The organism is Pseudoalteromonas sp. CO348 (assembly GCF_004208845.1).
GTDB classification, from domain to species: domain Bacteria; phylum Pseudomonadota; class Gammaproteobacteria; order Enterobacterales; family Alteromonadaceae; genus Pseudoalteromonas; species Pseudoalteromonas maricaloris.
The window spans coordinates 379,516-401,822 of the sequence record NZ_SGPI01000040.1 but is presented as its reverse complement, the minus strand read 5'-3'; the positions used below and the strand labels follow the sequence as shown (position 1 = coordinate 401,822).

Annotated in this window: 15 protein-coding genes and 1 pseudogene; 7 read left to right on the top strand and 9 right to left on the bottom strand. The window is 38.9% G+C overall.

The annotated features are described in order from the left end of the window. The 5 genes from EXT48_RS22780 to EXT48_RS22760 all read right to left on the bottom strand — a co-directional run. Positions 1–1,661: condensation domain-containing protein (locus EXT48_RS22780; RefSeq protein ID WP_130165907.1), on the bottom strand; the 1,661-nt coding region annotated here is incomplete at its 3' end. Between the two features lie 15 nt (positions 1,662–1,676). Further along, positions 1,677–3,365 (bottom strand): cyclic peptide export ABC transporter, encoded by a 1,689-nt coding sequence (locus EXT48_RS22775; RefSeq protein ID WP_130165906.1) that lies wholly within the window; start codon positions 3,363–3,365, stop codon positions 1,677–1,679. A gap of 8 nt (positions 3,366–3,373) precedes the next feature. Further along, positions 3,374–6,748 (bottom strand): non-ribosomal peptide synthetase, encoded by a 3,375-nt coding sequence (locus tag EXT48_RS22770; RefSeq protein WP_130165905.1) that lies wholly within the window; start codon positions 6,746–6,748, stop codon positions 3,374–3,376. Then, entirely contained in the window at positions 6,745–8,745 is a 2,001-nt protein-coding gene (locus tag EXT48_RS22765) for an AMP-binding protein (protein ID WP_130165904.1), read from the bottom strand. The genes EXT48_RS22770 and EXT48_RS22765 overlap by 4 nt, the downstream gene beginning before the upstream one ends. 2 nt (positions 8,746–8,747) lie before the next feature. After that, the gene (locus EXT48_RS22760) at positions 8,748–9,239 is read right to left on the bottom strand and encodes a VOC family protein (RefSeq protein WP_130165903.1); all 492 of its coding nucleotides are present in this window, start codon (positions 9,237–9,239) and stop codon (positions 8,748–8,750) included. 676 nt (positions 9,240–9,915) lie between these two features. Here EXT48_RS22760 and EXT48_RS22755 point away from each other — a divergent pair. The 3 genes and pseudogenes from EXT48_RS22755 (at position 9,916) to EXT48_RS22745 (ending at position 12,213) form a co-directional block, all read left to right on the top strand. Continuing rightward, positions 9,916–10,596 (top strand): protocatechuate 3,4-dioxygenase, encoded by a 681-nt coding sequence (locus EXT48_RS22755; protein WP_130165902.1) that lies wholly within the window; start codon positions 9,916–9,918, stop codon positions 10,594–10,596. After that, a complete protein-coding gene (locus EXT48_RS22750) occupies positions 10,583–10,984 on the top strand; it encodes a hypothetical protein (RefSeq protein ID WP_130165901.1) in 402 nt (133 codons plus the stop codon). Before EXT48_RS22755 ends, EXT48_RS22750 begins: the two co-directional genes overlap by 14 nt. Positions 10,985–11,147: 163 nt before the next feature. Next, positions 11,148–12,213, top strand: a pseudogene (locus tag EXT48_RS22745) (IS3 family transposase). A gap of 197 nt (positions 12,214–12,410) precedes the next feature. On the opposite strand, the gene EXT48_RS22740 reads toward EXT48_RS22745, so the two are convergent. The 3 genes from EXT48_RS22740 to EXT48_RS22730 are packed head-to-tail and all read right to left on the bottom strand — an operon-like array spanning position 12,411 to position 16,895. Beyond that, the gene (locus EXT48_RS22740) at positions 12,411–14,891 is read right to left on the bottom strand and encodes an FtsX-like permease family protein (RefSeq protein ID WP_130165900.1); all 2,481 of its coding nucleotides are present in this window, start codon (positions 14,889–14,891) and stop codon (positions 12,411–12,413) included. Then, positions 14,875–15,630: an ABC transporter ATP-binding protein gene (locus EXT48_RS22735; protein WP_130165899.1), complete on the bottom strand. Its 756-nt coding sequence runs from the start codon at positions 15,628–15,630 to the stop codon at positions 14,875–14,877. Before EXT48_RS22735 ends, EXT48_RS22740 begins: the two co-directional genes overlap by 17 nt. A gap of 8 nt (positions 15,631–15,638) precedes the next feature. After that, a complete protein-coding gene (locus tag EXT48_RS22730; protein WP_130165898.1) occupies positions 15,639–16,895 on the bottom strand; it encodes an efflux RND transporter periplasmic adaptor subunit in 1,257 nt (418 codons plus the stop codon). A gap of 180 nt (positions 16,896–17,075) precedes the next feature. Between EXT48_RS22730 and EXT48_RS22725 the strand changes: the two genes are divergently transcribed. From EXT48_RS22725 to EXT48_RS22710, 4 genes are all read left to right on the top strand, one after another. Continuing rightward, a complete protein-coding gene (locus EXT48_RS22725; protein WP_165384138.1) occupies positions 17,076–17,771 on the top strand; it encodes a response regulator transcription factor in 696 nt (231 codons plus the stop codon). Further along, a complete protein-coding gene (locus EXT48_RS22720) occupies positions 17,761–19,524 on the top strand; it encodes a sensor histidine kinase KdpD (RefSeq protein ID WP_130165897.1) in 1,764 nt (587 codons plus the stop codon). The genes EXT48_RS22725 and EXT48_RS22720 overlap by 11 nt, the downstream gene beginning before the upstream one ends. A gap of 312 nt (positions 19,525–19,836) precedes the next feature. Further along, positions 19,837–20,976 carry a S8 family serine peptidase gene (locus EXT48_RS22715; protein ID WP_130165896.1) on the top strand — a complete coding sequence of 380 codons (1,140 nt, stop codon included), beginning with the start codon at positions 19,837–19,839 and terminating at the stop codon, positions 20,974–20,976. A gap of 161 nt (positions 20,977–21,137) precedes the next feature. Then, positions 21,138–21,827, top strand: coding sequence for a DUF4386 family protein (locus tag EXT48_RS22710; protein ID WP_130165895.1), 690 nt, complete (start codon positions 21,138–21,140; stop codon positions 21,825–21,827). 70 nt (positions 21,828–21,897) lie between these two features. Here EXT48_RS22710 and EXT48_RS22705 read toward each other — a convergent pair whose 3' ends face one another. After that, a complete protein-coding gene (locus tag EXT48_RS22705) occupies positions 21,898–22,302 on the bottom strand; it encodes a lysozyme inhibitor LprI family protein (protein WP_039496655.1) in 405 nt (134 codons plus the stop codon). Positions 22,303–22,307 lie beyond the last annotated feature (5 nt).

Here is a 22,307-nt window from a genome sequence, read left to right as displayed (position 1 = left end):
AGTGTACGACCTTCAAATACCACCGCCGTCTGCTCTGGCGCATTCGCTACCTGCCCCTCAAATAAATCATGAATACAGGCCTTCTCTGGGTAAGGCTGCGCTGTGTTGTTAAGGTCATTTATCAGTAGGTTTGACTCTATATCGGAAAGAAACTTAATATCAGAAAATTTCGAGTTATCGTTATTAGTGATTGAAAAAATTAGATTAACTAGACTTTCTGTCATTGAGTGAACCAACTCATCTGAAAGTACAGATTCTGCAAAAGTCCAATAAATACAGAGTCCTCCGTTACCCTCTACACATTCGATATCTAGATCAACCTCAATGTAGTCAGTTTCAGGCTCTTCTATTTCAATTCTACCATTACCAAGACGCAAATCCGGTATTTCATTGTTTTGAAAAGAGAAAAGTATCTGTATTAATGGAGAAATACCCTCAACCCTTTCTAACAAGCAATGACTAACAATATCGTCAAATGGCACTACTTGCTTATCAATTAAATCTAAAAATTGGAGGTTATGATATTTAACAGACTCAATAAACGTAGATGAAGTCTTGATTTTCGTTCTAAATGGTAACGTATTTACAAAATATCCGACCGTATCACTTAACGTTTCGGCCGATCTATTTGCTACAGGGATCCCCATAAGGATATCTTTGCTGTCACTGTACTTTGATAGAATAAACGACGTTGCTGTTTGTAGTACACTGAATAAAGTAACATGATGTATTTTACAAAAACTCTTTAATTCTTCATAACGTTGATGATCTAAATGAATAGTTTTACGTTTTGCCTTTTGTAAGTTTGATAGTGACCTATTAGTAGTAGGAAGACTATGAACTTGCGGAGCCCCTCTTAAGTATTCTTTAAAGAAAGACAGGTTGTCAGCGATTGCGTCTTGAGTTTTGCTACTTTGCTGCCAATCAGCATAGTCGATATACTGTAAAGGCAGATCTTTATTAACCTCGCTATTACTAATCAGAGCTTGATAAAACTCACTCAAATCTCTAACAATAACACCTATTGACCACCCATCAGAGGCAATATGATGAATCTTGATATGTAACTCAAATTGCTCAATGTCAGTTTGAATTAATAATGCCTTCAACATGCAACCCGATTCAAGTGTAAAGCTTGAGGTTTTAAATTTCTCACGTTCTGCATCAATATATTGAAATGAGTTGCTGCCATTGTTATATGGTAAATGATTTAAAAAGAATCCAAAGTCTTCAACGACTTCCTGAGTCAAGTATCCATTGCTCTCGTGATAGCAAGTACGTAAAATTGAATGGCGTTTGATTAGAAGCGTAAATGCATCTTCTAACGTTGAGACAGAAAGAGTGCCATTGATATGCAGAACACGATAAAATTGATAAAAGTCGCTTGATTGGTTCGAATTGGCTAAGAACCACATTTGGGCTTGTCCAGAAGACAATTTCCCAAGCTTCTGTTGAGGATAAACCCTTACAAATTCTTCATTCTCGGTTTCAGCATTTTTACTCTTTATATACGTAACTAGTCGTGCTTTATTATTTCTTATTTCCTCAAGCAGTGACTTGTCCATTTTTCCTTTTGGAGCATTTACTTTTAAGTTTGAGTTTTCAACCGATAAAGTCACACCGAGAACGGAGCACTTATCAATTATATTTTTTATATTCATAAAAAACCTAGTAAATTAAAAAACAGCAGATTCTTTTTCATTTAATGGAGAATCTGCTTCCTGATAAAACGGAGTTGACTCTACCACTTCCCCACTTTCTATTTTTATAATTTCATCACAACAGTGAAAGTATCTATCATCATGTGTGATCGCTATTATTGTCTTTCCTTTACTCTTTAAGTCCGGAATCACATAATTGTAAAATAAGTCTTTAAACTCTGGGTCCTGATCTGCAGCCCATTCATCCAAAATGTATATATCTCTATCTTCGATGATACCGATAAGAAGAGCTAGCCTACGACGCTGGCCATCAGAAAGCTTTATTGTCGAAAATTTGTTATCAACTAATTCCGTTTTCCCTTTCAACTTGAAGATATCCATATAGTATTTTATTCTTTCAACATCATTAGAACTCAGGCTATTATAAAAACCATTAAACAAATAATAGTCAGAATATATTGAATAAAACATCCCCCTAGCAGAAAAAATATTTTCGAGGTTAATCTCGTCACTCCCAAAATAGTAGGTGCCAGAGCTAGGCGTGTAATGCATTGACACAACTTTGCACAATGTCGATTTACCAGAACCATTACCACCAACAATGAAATAAACTTTACCCTTATGGAACTCGAGATTTTCAACAGAAACCTTAAATTTACGTTCCTCTTCCCCATAAGAATATTCAATGTTTTTCAATTTAATACTATTCCAACATTTATCTATTTCTTGACCTTCTTCATTTAAAACTTCTCCACTAGAATATATTTCATTAATTTTATTTAAAGAAATTTCACCTAGTTTCAACTGATTCATTAGACTAAGCACGCTTGCAATTGGACCTGTTATATATAGAAGAGCCATAACGACTCCATATGTACTCTGTTGCTCTACATCAGGGCCTTTAGGAAGTAAAAATATAACAATACCAATCGCGAAAAAGCATAGAATCTCACTTGAATTACCAGCTAAGTGAAGTATAAAATCACCTTTTTTTTCTTGTTTTAAAGATTCCAGAGTTGGGGACGTGATTTCACTATCTAAAAATTTCTCGGATTTTCTTTTATCTAGCTTTAATTCATAAGCACCAAACACTAAACCTCGAAATCCTTCCTGCATAACGTCTTTTAACTCTCTTGACTTAGAGTAAAATTTCTTAGTTCTACTTAATGGAAATTGAAACAAAACCAGCCCGAATATAATAAATAAAATTGTGTAGATAAATATCTCAAGATCAATTACAGCAAGATAAATAAGCATACCTATTGCTGTCACAGTTGAAACAAGTACCATTGGAATCGCGATAGCAGCATTTGTAAGTCTCCCCATATCCTCAGTCAGAACATTTAGAATGCGAGACAACCCTAACCCTTCGACATGCGCTATTTCAGAGCTATTTATCTTCCTCGAGAGATCTATTCTCAATCTAGCAACGGCAGTTTTAGCTAAATTATTGACAAGAATAACTGATGAAGCTTTGGTTATTAGTACCAAGGCTATCAATCCAAAAAAGAATGCCTCAACACTAATATGATTGGAAATGTAATTATGAGCTTTCGCCTCACCAGAAACACCTGACAATATACTCGGAATGATCAAAGCGTATAGGGCTCCAGATATGATACTCAATGAGATAGAAGCATATAACTTACTCGGTGAGTTTGAAAAAAGCAGCTTCATTAATGTTAAATCATTATTTAATTTCATAATAATCTCTAGATAATGAATTCATCAGTTTCTTCCTCTAACTCGTTACTTATTCCTCCGAGTACGGCCTGGCTTCGCTTAACTTGAAGCAACTCCTGATCAATTATCGACGCGCACCCTTGAATCGTCGAAGATTCAAAGAAGCTCTTAAGTGGTAGTGAAATATGGAAGTGCTTGTTTATCAAGTTTACCAACTTAGTTGCCATCAGTGAGTGACCACCTAATTCGAAGAAGTTATCCGTAACCGAAATGTGATCTAGCTCTAATACTTCACTCCACAGATTACTAAGGTAGATTTCGGTTTCGGTCGATGGCTCTATCGCTCCGGCACTGCTCACCGGCTTAGGTAGCTTCGTTCTATCCAATTTACCATTTGGATTATGTGGAAACTCAGTTAGATGCATATATACAGTCGGTCTCATAGACTCTGGAATTTCCTTCGCTAACGCGGTTCTAATTTCATCTTCGATAGCTGTATTAGAGCCATTTGTATATGTCGTGTAGTACAACGCGAATTTGCTATCGCCACTTTCCAATGGGACTACATGAGCAAGGCATTTTTTAACAACCTCTAGTTGGTTTACGATGCTCTCTATCTCACCGGTTTCGATTCTTATCCCTCTTAAACTGACTTGGTGGTCAACCCTTCCTAAGAACTCAAAATTTCCCGAACGGGTAAGTCTTGCTCTATCTCCCGTTTTATACAATCTCTCACCAATAGCGTTGTTGTACACAAACTTTTGCTCTGTTAATTCTGGTTTCCCAATATATCCATTAGCTAGTGATAAGCCACCAACGTATAACTCTCCAGAAACCCCCAGAGGCTGAGGCACTCCGTAGCTATTCATTGTATAGAACTTCATATTTGGATGTGGCTTACCAATACAGTACCCACCGCCGTCGTGTTCATGGGATAAGTATCCACTGCTGACAACTGAAGATTCTGTCATGCCGTAAAGGACTCTTACTATTACTTTACTACGCCAAGTGCTCAACTTAGTTAATAAAATCGGGGGAACCGCTTCCGCACCGACTAATAAGAGTCTTAGATTAGGATATAAAGACGGTTCTGATTCTATCATCTCAAGCCATGGCATCATTAGACTCGGAACCATATGCATAACAGTTACATCTTGTGTAGATGAGATTAATTTGGTTAAGTTGGTTACATCAGACTTTTTCAATATCTTTACTGTTCCACCTGAAATAAGTGGAACGAATGTCTCAAGTAAAGATACCCCAAACGCTTGTGAGCCAACCGTCGGCATCATATCGTCGACACAAAAGTTATATACATTACGATTGGCTTGGAGTGAGTAATATATACTACCATGTGGAACCATAACTCCCTTAGGCTTACCTGTCGATCCTGATGTATAAATTACATAAGCAATTTCGGACTCTTGAATACGGTGTAATTGTGCACTTCTATTGTGTTCTGTTAGTGATTCAAAGGTAGCATCATTGCCCTGTTTTATCAGGCTGTTAGGTGGTACGAGATCTTCTGAATACAGTAAAAGGTTAGCACCAGAGTCAGCTCTAATATAGTCTAACCGATCTTCTGGATAACTAGGATCAAGTGGTATATAAACATATCCAGCTCTCATTACTGCATACATAGTGACAACTTGCTTTAGGCTCTTTTCCATATATACCGCAATGGATTGTCCAGCAGCGATTCCACGTTCTTGTAAGCCTGCAATGAGTTTGTTTGCTTTCGTAACTAACTCTTCATATGTCAATACACTTTGTCCATCAACAACCGCTACCGCTTGAGGTTGGGAGTATCCATGGCTTTCAATAATTTCAGGATTACTTTTATAGTCGGCAAAATTACCTTTATTCACTCGCTGTAAGCTTGTTTCTTCGTTAAAAGTAAACTCATGTATGCTATCAAATTCATTATCCAAATGGTGCTCAATAAACTGAGCAAAGTAATCAAATAAGGCGTCAACTCTTGCTTTGCTTAAAAGTTCAGTATTAAATTCCCAATTAAGAGCTATTCTATCGTCATGAAAAGTGCTATGAACTGAGAAATCAAACTTGGCTACAGGCTGTCGGCTATCAAGCTTTACTACCTCAAGATCAGCCAAAGAAAATTGATTTAATGTATCGTCTTGCAAGACAAAGTGTACTTGAAATAAAGGGTTATAAGACGCATCTCGTTCGGTCCCGGCACACTCAATAATCTTCTCAAATGGATAGTGTTGATACTTTAATGCTTTTTGATTTTGTTCTTTCGTCGAATTTATGACGTGAGAAATGTCTGTCTTACCATCAAACTTATATCTAAAAGGGATTGTGTTGGCAAACATACCTACTGTTTTCGTAAATGCCCCAGTCGTCCTATTTGAATAAGGCACCCCGATAACAAGGTCACTTTCATCCCCTAATCTAGCCATAAAGCCGACAAATAGTGACTGTAATAGGAAAAATGCAGAAATATCATATTTTTTTGCCGAGTCCAAAACCTTGTCTTTCAACGAACCGATAAGATTATAACTAGCAGTATCACCATCAATTGATAGGGATGAGGGTCGATTGAACTCCAAAGGGAAGTTGTGACATTTTGGCGCATCCAATAATAAACTCTTCCAGTAATTTCGGGCCTCTTCAGCATCATCACTAGACAGGTAACTCTGAAACCACTCAGCATATCGGGCGTACTGATTTGGCGAGTTACTTAGGTCATCATTAAAGCCTTTTAGTTTCAATTTAAAGTTATAATACGATTCAGAGATATCCTTAGTTAATAATTTTGCTGAAAAGCCATCTGCAGCTATATGGTGAAGATTCAAGCTCAATATTTGCCTAGAAGGCGACTTTAGGAGAAAACACCTTATAGGCCAATCTTTCGTTAAGTCATATTTAAATGCTCCTTCTTGGGCGAGGAACATATCTACTTCTTCATCTTCCAGATCGATGACTTCAAAATGAACTTTATCGTCGTCGAACATTTCGATAACCTGAATTAATTCACTGCCATCGAGGCGATAGATTGTTCTGAAAATATGGTGCTTTTGGCAAATAGATGTTATGGAATATTTTAGCGCGTCTTCTGAAACTACTCCCTGTAATGAGAAGCAAATAGGCAGATTATAATAACTTTTATCTCCAACAAGTGATTCTAGAAAAAAAATGTCCTTTTGTCCGCTTGTTGCCTGTGCTTCATATTGCTCTAGCTGTAATGGCTTTGAACTTAACAAGCTTGAACACTTTGTATTATTGAGTAATGCTAAGATGTCTTCTTTGCAAACTTTGAGGTTTTCATAATCATTTTCTGTAAGCGCTTCAATATTTCCCGTTAAAAGTAATTCAGAAGCGTCACATTTTACAATGATTTGACGCTGAAAAAGTTCAACAATTAGTTCTTTTGCATTCATATTCTTACCGCCCCACGAAGATCACTAGAAGAGTTTTGTTTCACTTTTACGAGTGTTATCAATTGCGCCATCTCTTTGATGTTCGTACATTCCAACAATTCTGTTTCGTCCAAGTTAAGTGTTGCATAAAAGCTCTGAACATCGTCTACAATCTGAGTAGCTTGAATCGAGCTTCCACCTAATTCATAGAATCCCCTTTCAACACAAATATTAGGTAGTCCTAAAATTTGAGTCCATATCCTGTATATTTCATTCTCTATTGTTCCACTTGGCCTTACTGCTTGCTCTGAACCGACTTTATTGAAGATACTCGGTAATCGACCAGTCGTATATTGCTCCTTTGTTTCCTTTCTACGAATTTTTCCACTTGAAGTCATTGGAATTTTATACGGAGGTAATAGGATAATATCGTGAATTGATACACTATGTTCCACATACACGCTTCGTGAAATTTCTTGTGTCAAAAGCTTAAAGTTATTTGCGCGCAGTGCCTCACGCGTCACCTCAGTAACTACGACCAGTTGATTACCATACTCAAACGCTGCAGTATGACCTGGATGAATATCTCTATGACAATATTTAACTGTTTCTTCTATGTCTTGAGGGTAATAATTCTTGCCATTAAGAATAATTAAATCTTTCTTTCGACCGGTAATATACAAATCGTTATTGAATACAAAACCTAAATCTCCAGTCCTTAGAAAGTTTCTATCACTAAATCTGTTTAAAGTATTTTGAAACGTTTCCTTCGACGCCTGTTCTAATCCCCAATATCCCGGAGAAACACTAGGACCAGAGAACCAAACTTCTCCAATAACCCCTTCTTCTACCTCGATATTTGTATCAGGATCGACCACCTTTAATAAGTGCTCATCATCTGTGAAACCATTTCCCACAAATGTAAGGTTGTTATTTGAATTCTTTTCATTCACCTTCAATATGTTATCAGCCAGAGATGATTTATCTACCAATAGGGTACTTGGCGTGCCTATCCCATTCCCACCACTGATAAATGCTGTAGACTCTGCCATGCCATAACTAGGATAGAAGCTATCAAAGTTAAAGCCTACAGCTGAAAACCTCTCACTAAACCTTTGTAAAGTTTGATACTTGACTGGCTCTGCCGCATTATAAGCGATCCGCCATTGTGATAAGTCAATATCAACGAGTTCTTCCGTAGGAATTTTATCTGTACACAAATCGAAAGCGAAATTAGGAGCGCCAGCAATTGTACCGCCAAACTTTGTTATCGCTTTTAGCCATATAGCTGGATTTTTGACAAACGTAGCAGGTGCCATAAGCACAGACTTACACCCCAAATACGCTGGTAATAATACTGTGGTTACCAACCCTAAATCATGAAACAAAGGAAGCCAATTAACAAAAACATCTTTTTCGTTAGCACCCGAAAGTCTCTCCAGATACTTTGTATTGGCGAAGATATTATTTTGGGTGATTATTACCCCTTTTGGATTGCCCGTGGATCCCGAAGTATATTGGAGAAAAGCCGGTGCATCGACATCAATTTCAAATCCAGCTGGACTTGAATCCAACTCTTCAGATACCAAAACGCCTGTGCTCAAGAATTTTACATTACTTTTACAGTTCTCTTTCCACAAATTTCGTAGTGGAATAATGTCTTTATCAGCCGTTAAAGCAATCTTAGCGTTTGAAAGCTCCGCAACTTTAAATACTTTGTCAGCCTTACTGTTCTTCTTTGGAGGATACAAAGGTATTGCAATGACTCCAACCATTAAACATGCGAAAAAAGCTTTTATATATTCTATCCCCGGGGGAAAGAGAAGTAATGCACAATCGCCTTGAGCAAGATGCCTACTGATCCCATTCGATATTTGTTTAACTTCTTTGTACAATTCAGCGTAAGTTATGGTTGTGGTTGGTGATACCAGATCGGTTAAAAATTCATATGCAATTTCATCTGGCTTATTTAAGGCATTGTATCGAATACAATCAACAATATTATTTACCTGTGACATTTTTAAAACGCTCCACTCGCTTCTAATTGTTGGAAAAGATCTTCTATGTTGTTTTTCTCGAACCCTGAATCTTCTGCTCTTTTCTTTATGAATTCGATCATCATCCCACTATTACAATCTCTCTTGGTGAATACCTGTAGCAAGTTTTTCCCCTTAATTATACTGGTAGCGAATTCCATGCCTTTTTTTTCAAGTGTACTTACTAGTGCATCGATATCCTCTACTTCTACAGCGATATGCTGCACACCTGGACCGTACTTTGAGATAAATTGGCTCACTTGAGACGACTCGCCAGTGCCCTGTATCAAAACAATATTAAAACCATGAGCATCTAATTCTGCAGATAGCATTCCTGAGAATTCACCACATACCTCCCTTTTTGCAATTAGCTCAAATCCTAGGACTCCTTGATATAAAAATAACGCTTCTTCTAAATCCAACACGGCAATAGCTATATGGTCTATCCTCGCGGGAAGTTTATATAATTTCTTCATGATTGAGCTTCTTATAGGTATATTAAATTACAACAGTTAAAGGTTTTGTATCACTCACCACAACTTCTCCTACAGCGCTTTAAGATTCAAATCAGTGGATAGTTAAATACTCTTATTGATACGCTTTCTCAATACATCAGCCTAAAGTGATGAGTAGGAATATGTCCGCTAGACACTCACTTCTTCACTTTCTAAAACATCTCACACGTGAGACAAACACTAAAAATGCTTTAAAGACAGAACTCTTTTTTCTAAACGGCGACTAAACAACATTAGTTGTTACACATTTTCAACGCTAATAAAGCTAAATTGCGGAGCAATAAAGAAAATTCGAGTGAGAGGCGTATACCTGCAACAAGTTTTTATTTTGGCCTATGATACTAACTTAGATATTTGGAAAGCGTCAAGGTCACATGACTTTCTTTTAAACAAGTTATAGACAACTCACTAACACAAATGCTAATTTAAGAATGCAGTAATGAATTTAAATCCCTACTTATTATAGTACAGAGCGCACCTACCTTTGGGGGTGTAAGAAAATATTTTGATGCATCACACAGGCTAAAACCTCGAATTTGACACAGGGGTATTGCACCTGTTTGCGAACTAAATTAGAACAATCAAAATTTAGAACTTAACTTTCAAAAATAACTGACATTCGAACAGGAGCAGATCTATGGAAAAATTAGAACGACGTGAAGTACTTAAAAAATTAGTTATTGGTACTTCAGCTTGTTTTATCGCGAAAGGGGCATTGGCAAATGAGCCGACACCAACAGAAATGGAAGGTCCATATTATCCAATAACTCCACAAGATGATAAAGACGCCGATTTAACTCAAATCAAAGGAAAAACTGGAACTGCAAAAGGTGAAATTATCGAAGTCTTTGGCAAAGTTTATGATAATGATATGACCCCATTGTGCGGAGTAACTGTAGATTTATGGCAAGCTAATTCATTTGGAAAATATCATCACCCACACGATCCAAATGATAAGCCAATAGATGAGAACTTTCAGTGTTGGGCAATTCTAAAAACTGATAACCAAGGAAGATTCAAAATTAAAACGGTAATGCCGGGAATGTATCCAATTGAAGGAACTGATATGATCAGGACACCTCATATACACTTCAAAATTAGCAAGAATGGTTATAAATCATTGCTAACGCAGATGTACTTTCCTAATCATCCCGGCAACATTGAAGATCCTCTGATTTTAGATAGGACGGAAAAGGAAACTGAAATGATGACTGCGAAGGATGTTTCTTCTGAAAAATCAGAGTATAAACAATACCAATTTGACATTATTATAGAAAAAATTAAACCAGTAAAGCGAGGGGATAATGAGCAAAAGTAAAAAGCTAATCGCTTTAGGAATTTTTATTGAGATATTAGCAATCGTATTTCTTAGCTATGTAAACCCATCAATAATTAAGCTTCCACTTAATCATGAGTTAGTTTCTATCATGTTGTTTTTTATCACTTTAATAGGCAGTTTGCTTATCAACTATAGAGAACGCACGAACTATGTTTCCAATGGAGCCTTAGTTGGAGTTGTCATGATCCTAACCTACATTGTCATTACTGTTTCAGCTGAATTAGCTGGAGTCTATCAAAACACATATGATTTGGAGTACTGGGTAAAGCATTTAGCAAAAGTAGCTGGTGGTGTATGTGGAGGACTCGTTTTTGTTCTTTTCAGAAAAAACAGATTAAAAGAAGTAGAAGCAGATAACATTAGCTAATCCCCGATGACCCCAAGACATTTGTGATAAAAACTTGCAGCTCGAAACAAGGCCGAAATGTAGACATATTATGGTCGCATTTTTGGCCTCACCTGTAACTTCCCCAAAGAATGAAATAGTTCATAAGTAGAATTTTCCATTAACTAAAATAGGAAAATTTACGATGAGAAAAAGCAAGTTCGCCGAAACCCAAATTGTCAGCATGATCAAGGAAACTGAGTCAGGTATTCCTGTGCCTGAAATCTGCCGTAAACATAGTATCGGCCAAAGTACATTTTACAAATAGCGCTCAAAGTATGGTTGTATGGAAGCGTCTGATGTTAAACGCCTCAAAGAGCTGAAGAAGAAAACCGTAAGCTAAAAGATATGTTTGCAACGCTTAGCCTAAAGCACTCGATGCTTGAGGATATCATCGCAAAAAAGCTGTAAAAACAAGTAGCCGCAGAGCTTGGGTAGAGCATTTTAGAGCTCAATTTAACGTCAGCGTCGTATTTGCTTGTGAAGTGGCTGGTCTAAGCCGCTCAGTTTTTTATTACAAACATAAACGACCGTTAGATAATGAAGTTATCGACGCATCACTTGCGCTGGTAGAGCGCAATCCTAGGTGGGGCTGCCTAAGCTATTCAAAAGGCTTCGCAATAAAGAGTAAAAAGCGTGTTGAACGTGTTTACAACATGCTAAAACTAAACTTAAGACGTAAGGGAAAGCACCGTGTTCCAACAAGAACACCTGAACCATTAAGTGCACTGGCACAACATAATGAATCGTGGTCAATGGACTTTATGAGTGATGCATTAAGCTATGGACATCGCTTTAGAACATTGAATGTACTCGATGATTTCAATCAACAAGCACTGGCGATTGAGGTCGATACAAGCTTAACTTCTGAACGAGTGATTAGGACACTAAAACAGATCATTGCTTGGCGCGGTAAACCAAAACAAATTAGAGTCGATAACGGCCCTGAGTTTACTTCCACTTCACTTGGAACTTGGGCTATGGGAAATAACATCAAGCTGGAATTTACAGAACCTGGCAGCCCTTATCAAAATGGTTTTGTGGAAAGGTTTAACCGAAGTTATCGTGAAGAAGTGCTCGATTTATACTTGTTTGAGTCACTGCAAGAAGTACGTGAAATCACTGATTAGTGGTTAGATATTTATAATTATGAGCGACCTCATGATTCACTTGGCGATATGACACCAATTGGTTATCTTGAGGCTGCATAAAATTCTATGAAATAGCTGTACTAAATTGGGTGGAGTTATAAAAATAGTGAAAGTGAGTGGTAATTTTATGGCTCAAGCGATTGGAAAAAAGAGGTATTTTACTCGGAAACTAACCGCCAATAGAAAAGCTCCACAGCGCGAAAAAAGACAAGTAAAAATAGACTCAACCAAGCAGCCGATTGAGTCTATTCTATTTATTAGCTTTGCCTTAACCCTTCACAAGGTTCCTGCTTAACCATTTTATTACTAGGATAATAGGTCGCCCATAGTACGATTAAACTTATGAAAATTGGTATTCCTACCAAACCAATCACATAGCTATTACCGTCGATAATCATTGATTTCGTGATCTGACTTATAACCCATAAAGACATAAGAATACCGAAAGCCAGCCCAGCGCCTAATTGAAGAGAAGCCTCTTTAAGAAACAATTTAATGACGTCTGAATTTTTGGCTCCTAACGCACGCCTCGTAGCAATTTCTTGCGTACGGATAATGATACTGTTTGAGGAAACGGCATAGATGCCACTTGCGGCTAGCATTAATGCGACAACGCCACACCAAAGAAAAATCGTATTTACTGCATTCACTAATAGCATCGGCTGTTTGATTAAACTTTGATAGCTTTGCACATGATATAGCGTCACCTCATTATCCATGCCATTTACAGCTTGCCTGAGAGCCGATTCTGCAGCATTAAGTGAGCCACTGTAGTGAATCACAATTTCCATGGTCCATCCTCTTAGATCCATTAATCCATAGCCAGTATGCCAAGCACTCGTCGATTGCATTGTTGGTCCATGAACACTATCAGACACAATTCCAACAATTGTTCGCCATTCTGTATGCCAGCCACCTTCATCAACCGTTCTTACTTTTTGACCAAGCGCATCATTGTTTGGAAATAACGCCTCTGCCATTGAAGCATTTATAATTGTTGGAGATTCTCCACTATCAACATCTCTCAGCTCGAAGCTTCTGCCTTCAATAATGTTCATACCAACGACTTGCCAAGCATCTCGGCTAACAACTTCAAAGTTCCACATTGGATTTTCATTATAAACAAGCGCTTCTCTACCTTGGATTTCAAAATGTGAACTCCCTCCGCCAGTGCCAGGTAAACTGGTAAAATATCCTACACCGTTGATGTTTGGCTGCTGTTCCAGTTTATCTTTGAGCTGATAATAAAAATCGTTTCTTTTTTTAAGCTCCGATGTTGGATAGCTAGTGCTGGGTAATTGAATAGTGGCAGTCAATCGCTGCTGTGTTTTTACCCCATAGTCTGCATTTTGAGCCGCATAGCCAGTGCTTAGAAGAAGCGTCGCAACGACTAACACAACTGAGGATAAGATGACTTCTGATATGACAAGCAACTTGTTCATTCTGCCAGCCTTTTTCCCAAGAGCACCTCTTGTTCCATCTCTTAGCACGGCATTAACATCTTGTGCCAATGCTCTCATTGCGGGAATAAAGCCGGTTACAAAAACCATAAAGATCACTGACAGTAATAGAACCAAAATTGCGTCCATTTCTAGTGACAACACCCACCAAAAAGGACGTTCTCCATTGACTGAAAATATCTCGTCTAACACTTCATTTGTAATGCTTGTACCGAAAGATGCGAATATAAAGGCAAGGATCGCACCCAAGCCACAAATGAATAAGCTTTCCCACAGCATTTGTAAGATCAATCTCTTTCTAGGGATCCCAAGAGAAATTCGAATTGCAACTTCTTTTGCCCTTTCATTCACTCGAGCCAAAAGCAAATTGCCAATGTTAATACAACTCAAGAATAATATCAGAACAACAACACAGGACATGGCGATAAATATGGGGTAGTGATGCGCAACACCGTCGTCAGTCATTTTAAAGTTAAAAACTCTGATATAGCCACCTGGAGAATCTGCTCGCCAACTAAACTCTTGCGGTAAAGCGAGGAATTGGCGTGTAACTAAGTTACCTACTTCTTTTTCAAACTGACTCAAAGAGACATCAGGCTTTAATCGAGCCACACCATTAAGCGAGTCTCGAAAGGCATCAGAAGGGTGAGTAGGCTCGAACTGGTTAACAGCTAATGGTTGCCAAACTTGAGCAAAGGCCGGAAATGAAAATCCAGCAGGCATCACGCCAATGACTTGTTTAGAAATGCCATTAACCTTAAGGTTCATGTTTAAAATATCATTACTTCGAGCAAAGTATTGGTCCCACAATTCGAAACTTATTACAACCACAGGCTCTGCGCCAATCTCATGATCTTCAGGGCTAAAACCTCTACCCAAAACTGGTTGAGTTTTCGCAACTTCAAAAAGATTCCAATCACTATGGCTAGAGTGAACTTTTATTGAACCTTGCCCATTGTTAATATTACTAATGGTTGATGTTCCCGTCCTATACAAGCTCATATTATCAATGAGTTTTGACTCTTGACTAATATAGTTCAAATGGAAAGGATCCGTTCTCTGCCCTCGCCCATGCGCTTCTCTATATTCACCTTCAATTGCAACGATTGGAGTGTCGCCATTTAACGTTAAAGGTTTAAATATTAACTGTGATAGAAGCGTATATGTATAAATAGAAAGCCCCAATCCTACCGCGACTATGAGTATCGACATTGATGAAAATAGTGGCTTTTTCAACAACCCCCTGAATACGTACTTTATATCAATCCAATAGTTCATATTCCGATCCCTTTAACGCATGAGCCCCTATTGATCCGATGTTATTTGATATGTCCCCTACAATTTCACCATCAAACACTTCTATTATACGTTGTGTTCTTTTCGCTGATGCAGGATCGTGAGTAACCATACATATAGTCGCGCCTTCTTTATTTAAAACCTCCAACAATTTCATCACCATTTCAGCGTTTTTCGAGTCCAAATTACCTGTCGGCTCATCAGCTAAGATAATAGAGGGATTACCTGCAATCGCTCTCGCGACTGCTACTCGTTGCTGCTGTCCTCCCGATAATTGAGATGGGTAGTGTTTTGCTCGGTGCGCCATATCTACTTTTTCTAACGCGGATACTACTGACTGTCTTCGCTGATCAGCGGTCAGGTCTGTTCGGTATGTTAATGGTAGCTCTACATTTTCTTCAATTGTCAAATCGCTAATCAGATTAAATGATTGAAAGACAAAACCAATTTCTTTATTTCTAATTCTAGCTCGCTCATCAGTATCAATATCAGATGCGTCATGACCTGCTAATTGGTACATTCCTTTCGTTGGCGTATCTAACAAACCAAGCAGAGAAAGTAATGTGGATTTTCCGCAACCAGAAGGTCCCGTAATGGCAATATACTCTCCAGAATATATTGTTAAGTTAATGTTTTTTAACGCATGGGTTTCTACTTCATCGGTATAAAAAACTTTGTCTAAAGATTCTAGTTTAACTAGAGTTTTATTCTTCTTACTCATTGGCTTTCCTAATTAATTTGAATACGTTCGTGTTGTTTCCAACCCGAGGCGTCTGAAACGATGACTTGGTCTCCTTCCTTCAAACCACCTTCTATTTGAATATACTGACTCGACATAAAACCAAAGTTCACTGGATGCTTTACCGCAAAATCTCCCGATGTTTCCAAAACATAAATTTCCATCTGACTAAAGCTATTAGCAAACATTGGCCTTCTAACAAACAATGTATTGGGAATGGTATTAATCTCTATGACCCCATCAACTGATAACTCAGGGCGAGCTTCTTTAGGTAATGCGCTCGTGAGTTCAATATCTACTTGAACGGACCCATTTGATACGATGGGGTCAATACGAAGTACACTGCCTTCTATTTTACTGCTTCGTGTATCGAGAATAGTGCGTTGGCCTACAACAACATCTTTTATCTGTTTTTCAGGAATTCTAAGTTCAGCAATAAAGATGTCACTTCTAGCCAGCAATGCCAAGTTGGTCCCTGCATTTACCTCCTGCCCAAGCTCAATAGGTACTTCTTGAATTATACTATCCATCGTTGCTGTCACTTTTAGACTATCTACTTGTTGAGCGTATCTATCTACAGCCTTTTGCATCATAGTTAATCGCGCTTCACTAGCTTCAATCTGTGCCGCTAAATTCTCTTTACGTTTCTCTAAACGCTGCTTTTCCAACATCCATTGTTGTTCATACTGCATCACATCCATTTTGACTTCCTCGAAGTCTATTTTCGAAATTGCATCGAACCCCTTTTCCAACAGTTCTTGTTGCGCATTTAAGGTAAGCTTACTGCGTTCAAAACCAAGCTTCTCATTCATTACTCTGATCTCTTGATCGAGTAACTCAGATTCCAACGCAACCTTTCTTGCTTGTACTTCTGATTGCAACGCTTGTAGTTCCCATTTAGCCTCTTCCATTTGTTGCGATAAATGAGGGTTACTAAGTTCCAAAATAAGCTCACCTTGCTTCACTACTGCTCCAGGCTTTTTAAGTATTCTTTCTACTCGTCCTGAAACACTCACCGCCATCCAACGCTTTTCCTTTGGTACCAGTACGCCTGTTCCCCTCACATTGATGTTCAGCTCACCTCTTTTTACACCATCAATTAACAAACTTTCCTTCTTAGCTAAGTAGGAGGCATTACTTGTATTTAACATAAACATGGTCGCTAAAGTGAGGCAGGTAACCATAACAAGGCCCCACTTAACTCGTCTGCTAACCCCTTTCTTGTTATCTTTTCGAACTATATCCATTACTTATCCTAAAAATTTGGAAATCATCGACCTTTAACATCCAATGTAGGTCTTTCAATGAGTTTTAATAAGACAAGAAAGGTAAAATAAACCGCGCTAAAAGTTTACAAAAGTTTGCATTTAACTCAGCGAGTTAACAGGTATAATGAGGACTAGGACTATCTAGGGAGGATGCTGTAGTTGAATATCAAACCCAAATTACTCATTATTGAAGACGAACCAGCCATTTTACGCGGATTAACCGACCTTTTCGTTTTTCACGGCTATGATGTACATAGTGAATCTGATGGTGTATTAGGGTTAAAATGCGCAATTCACGAAAATTATGCCTGCGTTATCCTTGATGTAATGCTTCCATCCATGAATGGTTTCGATATCTGTAATAATTTAAGGCAGTCGTCTCCTTCACAACCTATTTTAATGTTGACAGCTAAAAATAGTGAAGAAGACATCATCAACGGTCTTTCTTTAGGCGCTGATGACTATGTTGCAAAGCCATTTTCCACATCAGAGCTGGTATTGAGAGTTAATGCCCTTGTTCGTCGTTCGGGTTGGACAGGAGCAGAGCAAACGCTTGTATTAAGCCCTGATATCACAATCAACACGCAAACTTTAACGGGTAAGTTAGGAAACAATGAAACAAAATTTACACGTAGAGAAGTCGAGGTACTGTGTTACCTACATCGTCAAAAGCACCCTGTTTCTCGCGACGAACTGCTTAAAGAAGTGTGGGGTTATAAAGAGACTCGCGATATAGACACTCGTACGATTGATATACACATCGCAAAACTTCGAAAGAAAATTGAACATGATGCCAAATCTCCTCAATATTTAGTGACCCATCGTGGAGAAGGATACCAACTTCATGCTGATTAAGTGGCTAACCTCTAGTCGTGAGGCAAAATATACGCCTTTGAACTATCTTCAAGGTGTTAAAAAGCTTCGGGTGCTAACTAGCTTAATCACGCTGTTAATCATGATTCTTATGGCTCTGTTATTGTACTTTAGCTATCAATCTGCTCGAGAGTCTCAGCTAGATAGTTATCGCCAAGAAGCCCGTAATTTGATTCAAGTTACAAACACAAAACTGTTTCGAAAGCTCATAGCGCATGACTCTATTCCCGCTACTGCGTTCGACTATTACAGTTACTCATATAACTCACAGACTAATCAAACGGATAAATTACGTTCACCGTTAGTATCTCCGGCGACTCAACCAAACATTCCTGGGTTGGTTGGCTTTTTTCAAATAAATGCAGATCACCAATTTAGTAGCCCGATTTGGATCAAAGAAATTAATTTCTATGCTGGGATGGAACAACAAATAAATTCCACATCACCGTTTGAAAAAAAAGCCTTCGAAATACTGCAATTGGTTTCTCAATCATCGCGCATCAATGCATTATTGGGTAATAGCCTAAATCTCAAAAAGCAGCATTGGAATATCACATTTGATGTGCCTGATAACTTACTATTTTACAGAATAATAACTAACTCTAAGAGCGCCAAAATACAAGGTTTCTTAGTCGAAAGAACGCTCTACTTACAACGACACATTAATGATATTTTGGCGCTACGCAGCTTTTCTGACTCTGTGCTCGTGAAACTCACAGATAATGAGGGGAATGCCGGCGATGAATATTTCCTCTATCAAAAAACTGAAACGAATGAAGTCATCGTAAGTAATCCGGAACAAACAAATATCAACCTTCAGCAACAAATAATTGACTCGAGTACGCTAAAGTGGCCTTATTCGAATTACGATATATTAATTTCGACAAAAGCACTGCCTTTCTCGAAGAATATGTTTTTAGGAGGTGCTTTTCTTGCTGTACTCTTTAGCGCCTTACTTATTGGCTGCTTTGGTTTCTATAGACTTGGCCTTGAGCAACTGCAACTTGCTGAACAACGGTTAAACTTTGTTTCTTCTGTTAGTCATGAGTTAAAAACACCACTGACATCCATAAAAATGTACAGTGAGATGCTACAGGCTGGTATCGTACAATCGCCAACACATCAAGCTGAATACTATGACTTTATACACAGCGAAAGCGAACGGTTAAGTAGATTGATAGATAATATTTTACAACTTACAAAGTTGCATCACCAAAAGCAAACAGTTAAACCACAACCAGTTAGCGTTGCTGTTTTAATGGATATCATCCATTCAAAAGCATCCTCTTTGATGCTGAAACACAACTTTAAACAACATATAAGTACAGAGCTTGTTGCGCCTGAAGAAACCATGTTAAACATGGATTTAGATGCTTTTTCACAAATAATAATAAATATCACAGACAATGCGATTAAATTTTATGACCAAGCTAAGATTAACGACATAGAAAGACAAAAAGTCGATTTCATATTCCGTCGCCAATCCGGCCAAACAAATATGCTAGAACTAGAGATCCGCGATTATGGTGCAGGTATTACGGAATCCCAAGAAAAACGAATTTTCGAACTTTTCTACCGTGCTGGTAACGAGCTCACAAGAGCGACTCAAGGAACTGGAATTGGTCTGGCGCTTGTTCACGAGCTTGTCCATGCACATCGTGGGGAAGTCTTAGCGGTTCGCAGAAACCCAGGCTTAGCAATCAATATCACTTTTCCAATCCCCCCCATTCATTAATGTATTAAGTAATCTGAGCTGCGGGTGATTAAGGCAAATTTTAAATACAATAAGTTTGCTCATTCTTCATCCAATCTCAAGTTAAGTACTAGAATGCAGCCCAATACTAACAACACACCCACTCCAATACAGCGCATAAACTCAACTTGATTTGATAAGTTAAAATCAAAATACTACTCATTTATGCACCTAAATAGGAAAAAGTAGATATTTTTTTCGTTCCACCTTTGACAATTATTAATATACAGCTAACTTTGTTACCAACCTGTTTCAAAGGTTAATTTTAAAATAATTATAAATAGGAACAATAAGATGAAAAAAACACTACTTACTTTGTCCATCATGTCGACGTTTGGTGCTACTACCGTTTTTGCACAAGATGCAACGTATCAAGGCGCAGCCGTGGATGCCGAAATTGCAAATACCTGCATCGTGCGTTTTAAAGATGATGTTTCAAAGTTTGATGTTGAAGGTAAAGCGCGTGGCATGGTCGCAAAAGCGAATGCACAAGCGAAGCATGTCTATAAAAATACCATTAAAGGCATGGCCGTGAACATGAGCTGTGACAAAGCTAAATCCGCGTTTGCAGGAAATAGCGATGTGATGCGCTTTACTCCCGATGGTAAAGTGTATGCAAGCCCGACAAAAGCAAAGGGAAAACCAGGTGGTGGTAGTAACCCACAAACAACACCTTGGAGCGTAACGCGTGTTGGCGGTCCCGTGAATGGCAACGGTTATACCGCTTGGGTGATTGATACCGGTATCGACTTAGATCATCCAGATTTAAACGTTGACGCAAGCCGCGGTTTCTCTGCTTTTTCTAGCGGTAGAAATGCAGGTATGGACGACGGCAACGGCCACGGCACACACGTAGCGGGTACGATTGGCGCGCTCGATAACGATATTGATGTAGTGGGTGTTGCAGCGGGCACCACTGTAGTTCCAGTAAAAGTGTTAGATGCTCGTGGCTCAGGCAGCTGGTCAGGTGTTTTAGCTGGTGTCGATCACGTTGCGGTCAATGCAAGTCCTGGCGACTGCGCAAATATGAGCTTGGGTGGCGGCTTCAACCAAGAGCTAAATGATGCTGTTGAAAGCGCAGCTCAACAATCTGGTGCTTTCTTTGTGGTAGCCGCTGGTAACGAAAGCCAGCACGCGGCAAATGTATCTCCAGCTAGTGCTTCACACAACCGTGTATTCACTATTTCAGCGACCGATTCAAATGACCGTTTTGCAAGCTTTTCAAACTATGGCAACCCACCTGTAGACTATGCAGCTCCTGGTGTTGGCATTTTATCACTGAAAAATGGTGGCGGAACAACAACGATGTCAGGCACTTCAATGGCTTCACCTGCGGCCTGTGCTGTGATCATGATGCGAAATGGTAACCCAGGTACTGATGGTAAAGCATCGAACGATCCTGATGGCAATGCAGATAGCATCGTTCATCTTTAATATGGCTTAGAGAGCACCTAATGGTGCTCTTCTCCTCTTCCGAATCCCCTTCCCTGCTCAATAAACTATTGTTACAAATAAAGACGCCCTATTCTGGAGCTGATGCTTAGTATGTTGCTAAACTGAGCACAACAATAACAATCAAATTAACTGGAATCGCTATGTCATTACAAAAATGGGGAGGTGTCGCAGCACTCACAGAAGCCGCGACTTATTTATTTGGTTTTGTTTTATTTTTTGGGGTGCTGGACTCTAGTGAGCACAATACGCCAGCGTTATATCTAGATTTTTTTGTGCAAAATCGCGATACCTTTTTTCTTGGTTATATCGTGATTGGGATTATTTTCAGTTTTTCCCTGATTGTGTTGGTGCAAGCAATTCATCAACGCTTTAACACAATGTCACCTGACTGTATGAAGTTTGCTAGTGTAGTTGGCTATATTTGGGCGGCGATTGTCCTTGCCAGTACCATGGTTTTTTTAACCAGCATTGAAGCGATTGCAAAATTTCATGAGCTGGATCCGGCGCTTGCATTAACGATCAATCGCACCATCTCAATAGTGGTAGATGCACTTGGCGGTGGCATTGAATTGGTCGGCGCGATTTGGGTGCTGGCAATCAGTTGCGTCGGTCTCAAACATAAAATATTCACCCCACTGCTCCATTATTGGGGTTTGCTGGTAAGTTTAGCTGGGGTTTTAACGTTATTTTCAGGTTTATCTTTCCTAGCCAAAAATCCATTCTTTGAGATTACTACGGCTATATTTGGTCTCGGACAAATCCTATGGTTTATTGGATTAGGCGTGATGCTATTGAGGAGTAAAACATCATCAGAGGTTGCTCCCGACTAAGTTAGGCACAACCACTGCTGGAGTAATATCCCCAAGAGGCGATTGAAAAGTTATCGCCACAACCACGCGTTTACTCAGGTTCTGGCAGCACAGGAGGCGTACTATCCATATAAGTCAAAAAGTTAGCCCAAAGAGTATGGGTTCTGGTTTTTACTAATTCCTTACGACATTCAAGTGCCATCACACCGCGAATAGTACCTTCTCGCCATTGGGTATATACCGCGCCGCAGTGTGCATCGAGATAGCTTTGCCACGCCAACTGCGAGGCTTTAATCGCTTCTACCAGTTGCTCATCAAAAGCATTATGTTCAAGGCTTTTTTGGTAGTAACGTTCAAGTGTTTCAGTTCTGACGTTAAGCTCGCTCATTGCACACTCGTTGATGTCTATGGTTGAGATAGGGTTTTCACATACACCTCCTCCCGCCAACGCGATTTGGCAATTTAATAAAAACAATGCAGCCGCTATTAATCTCATGGTAT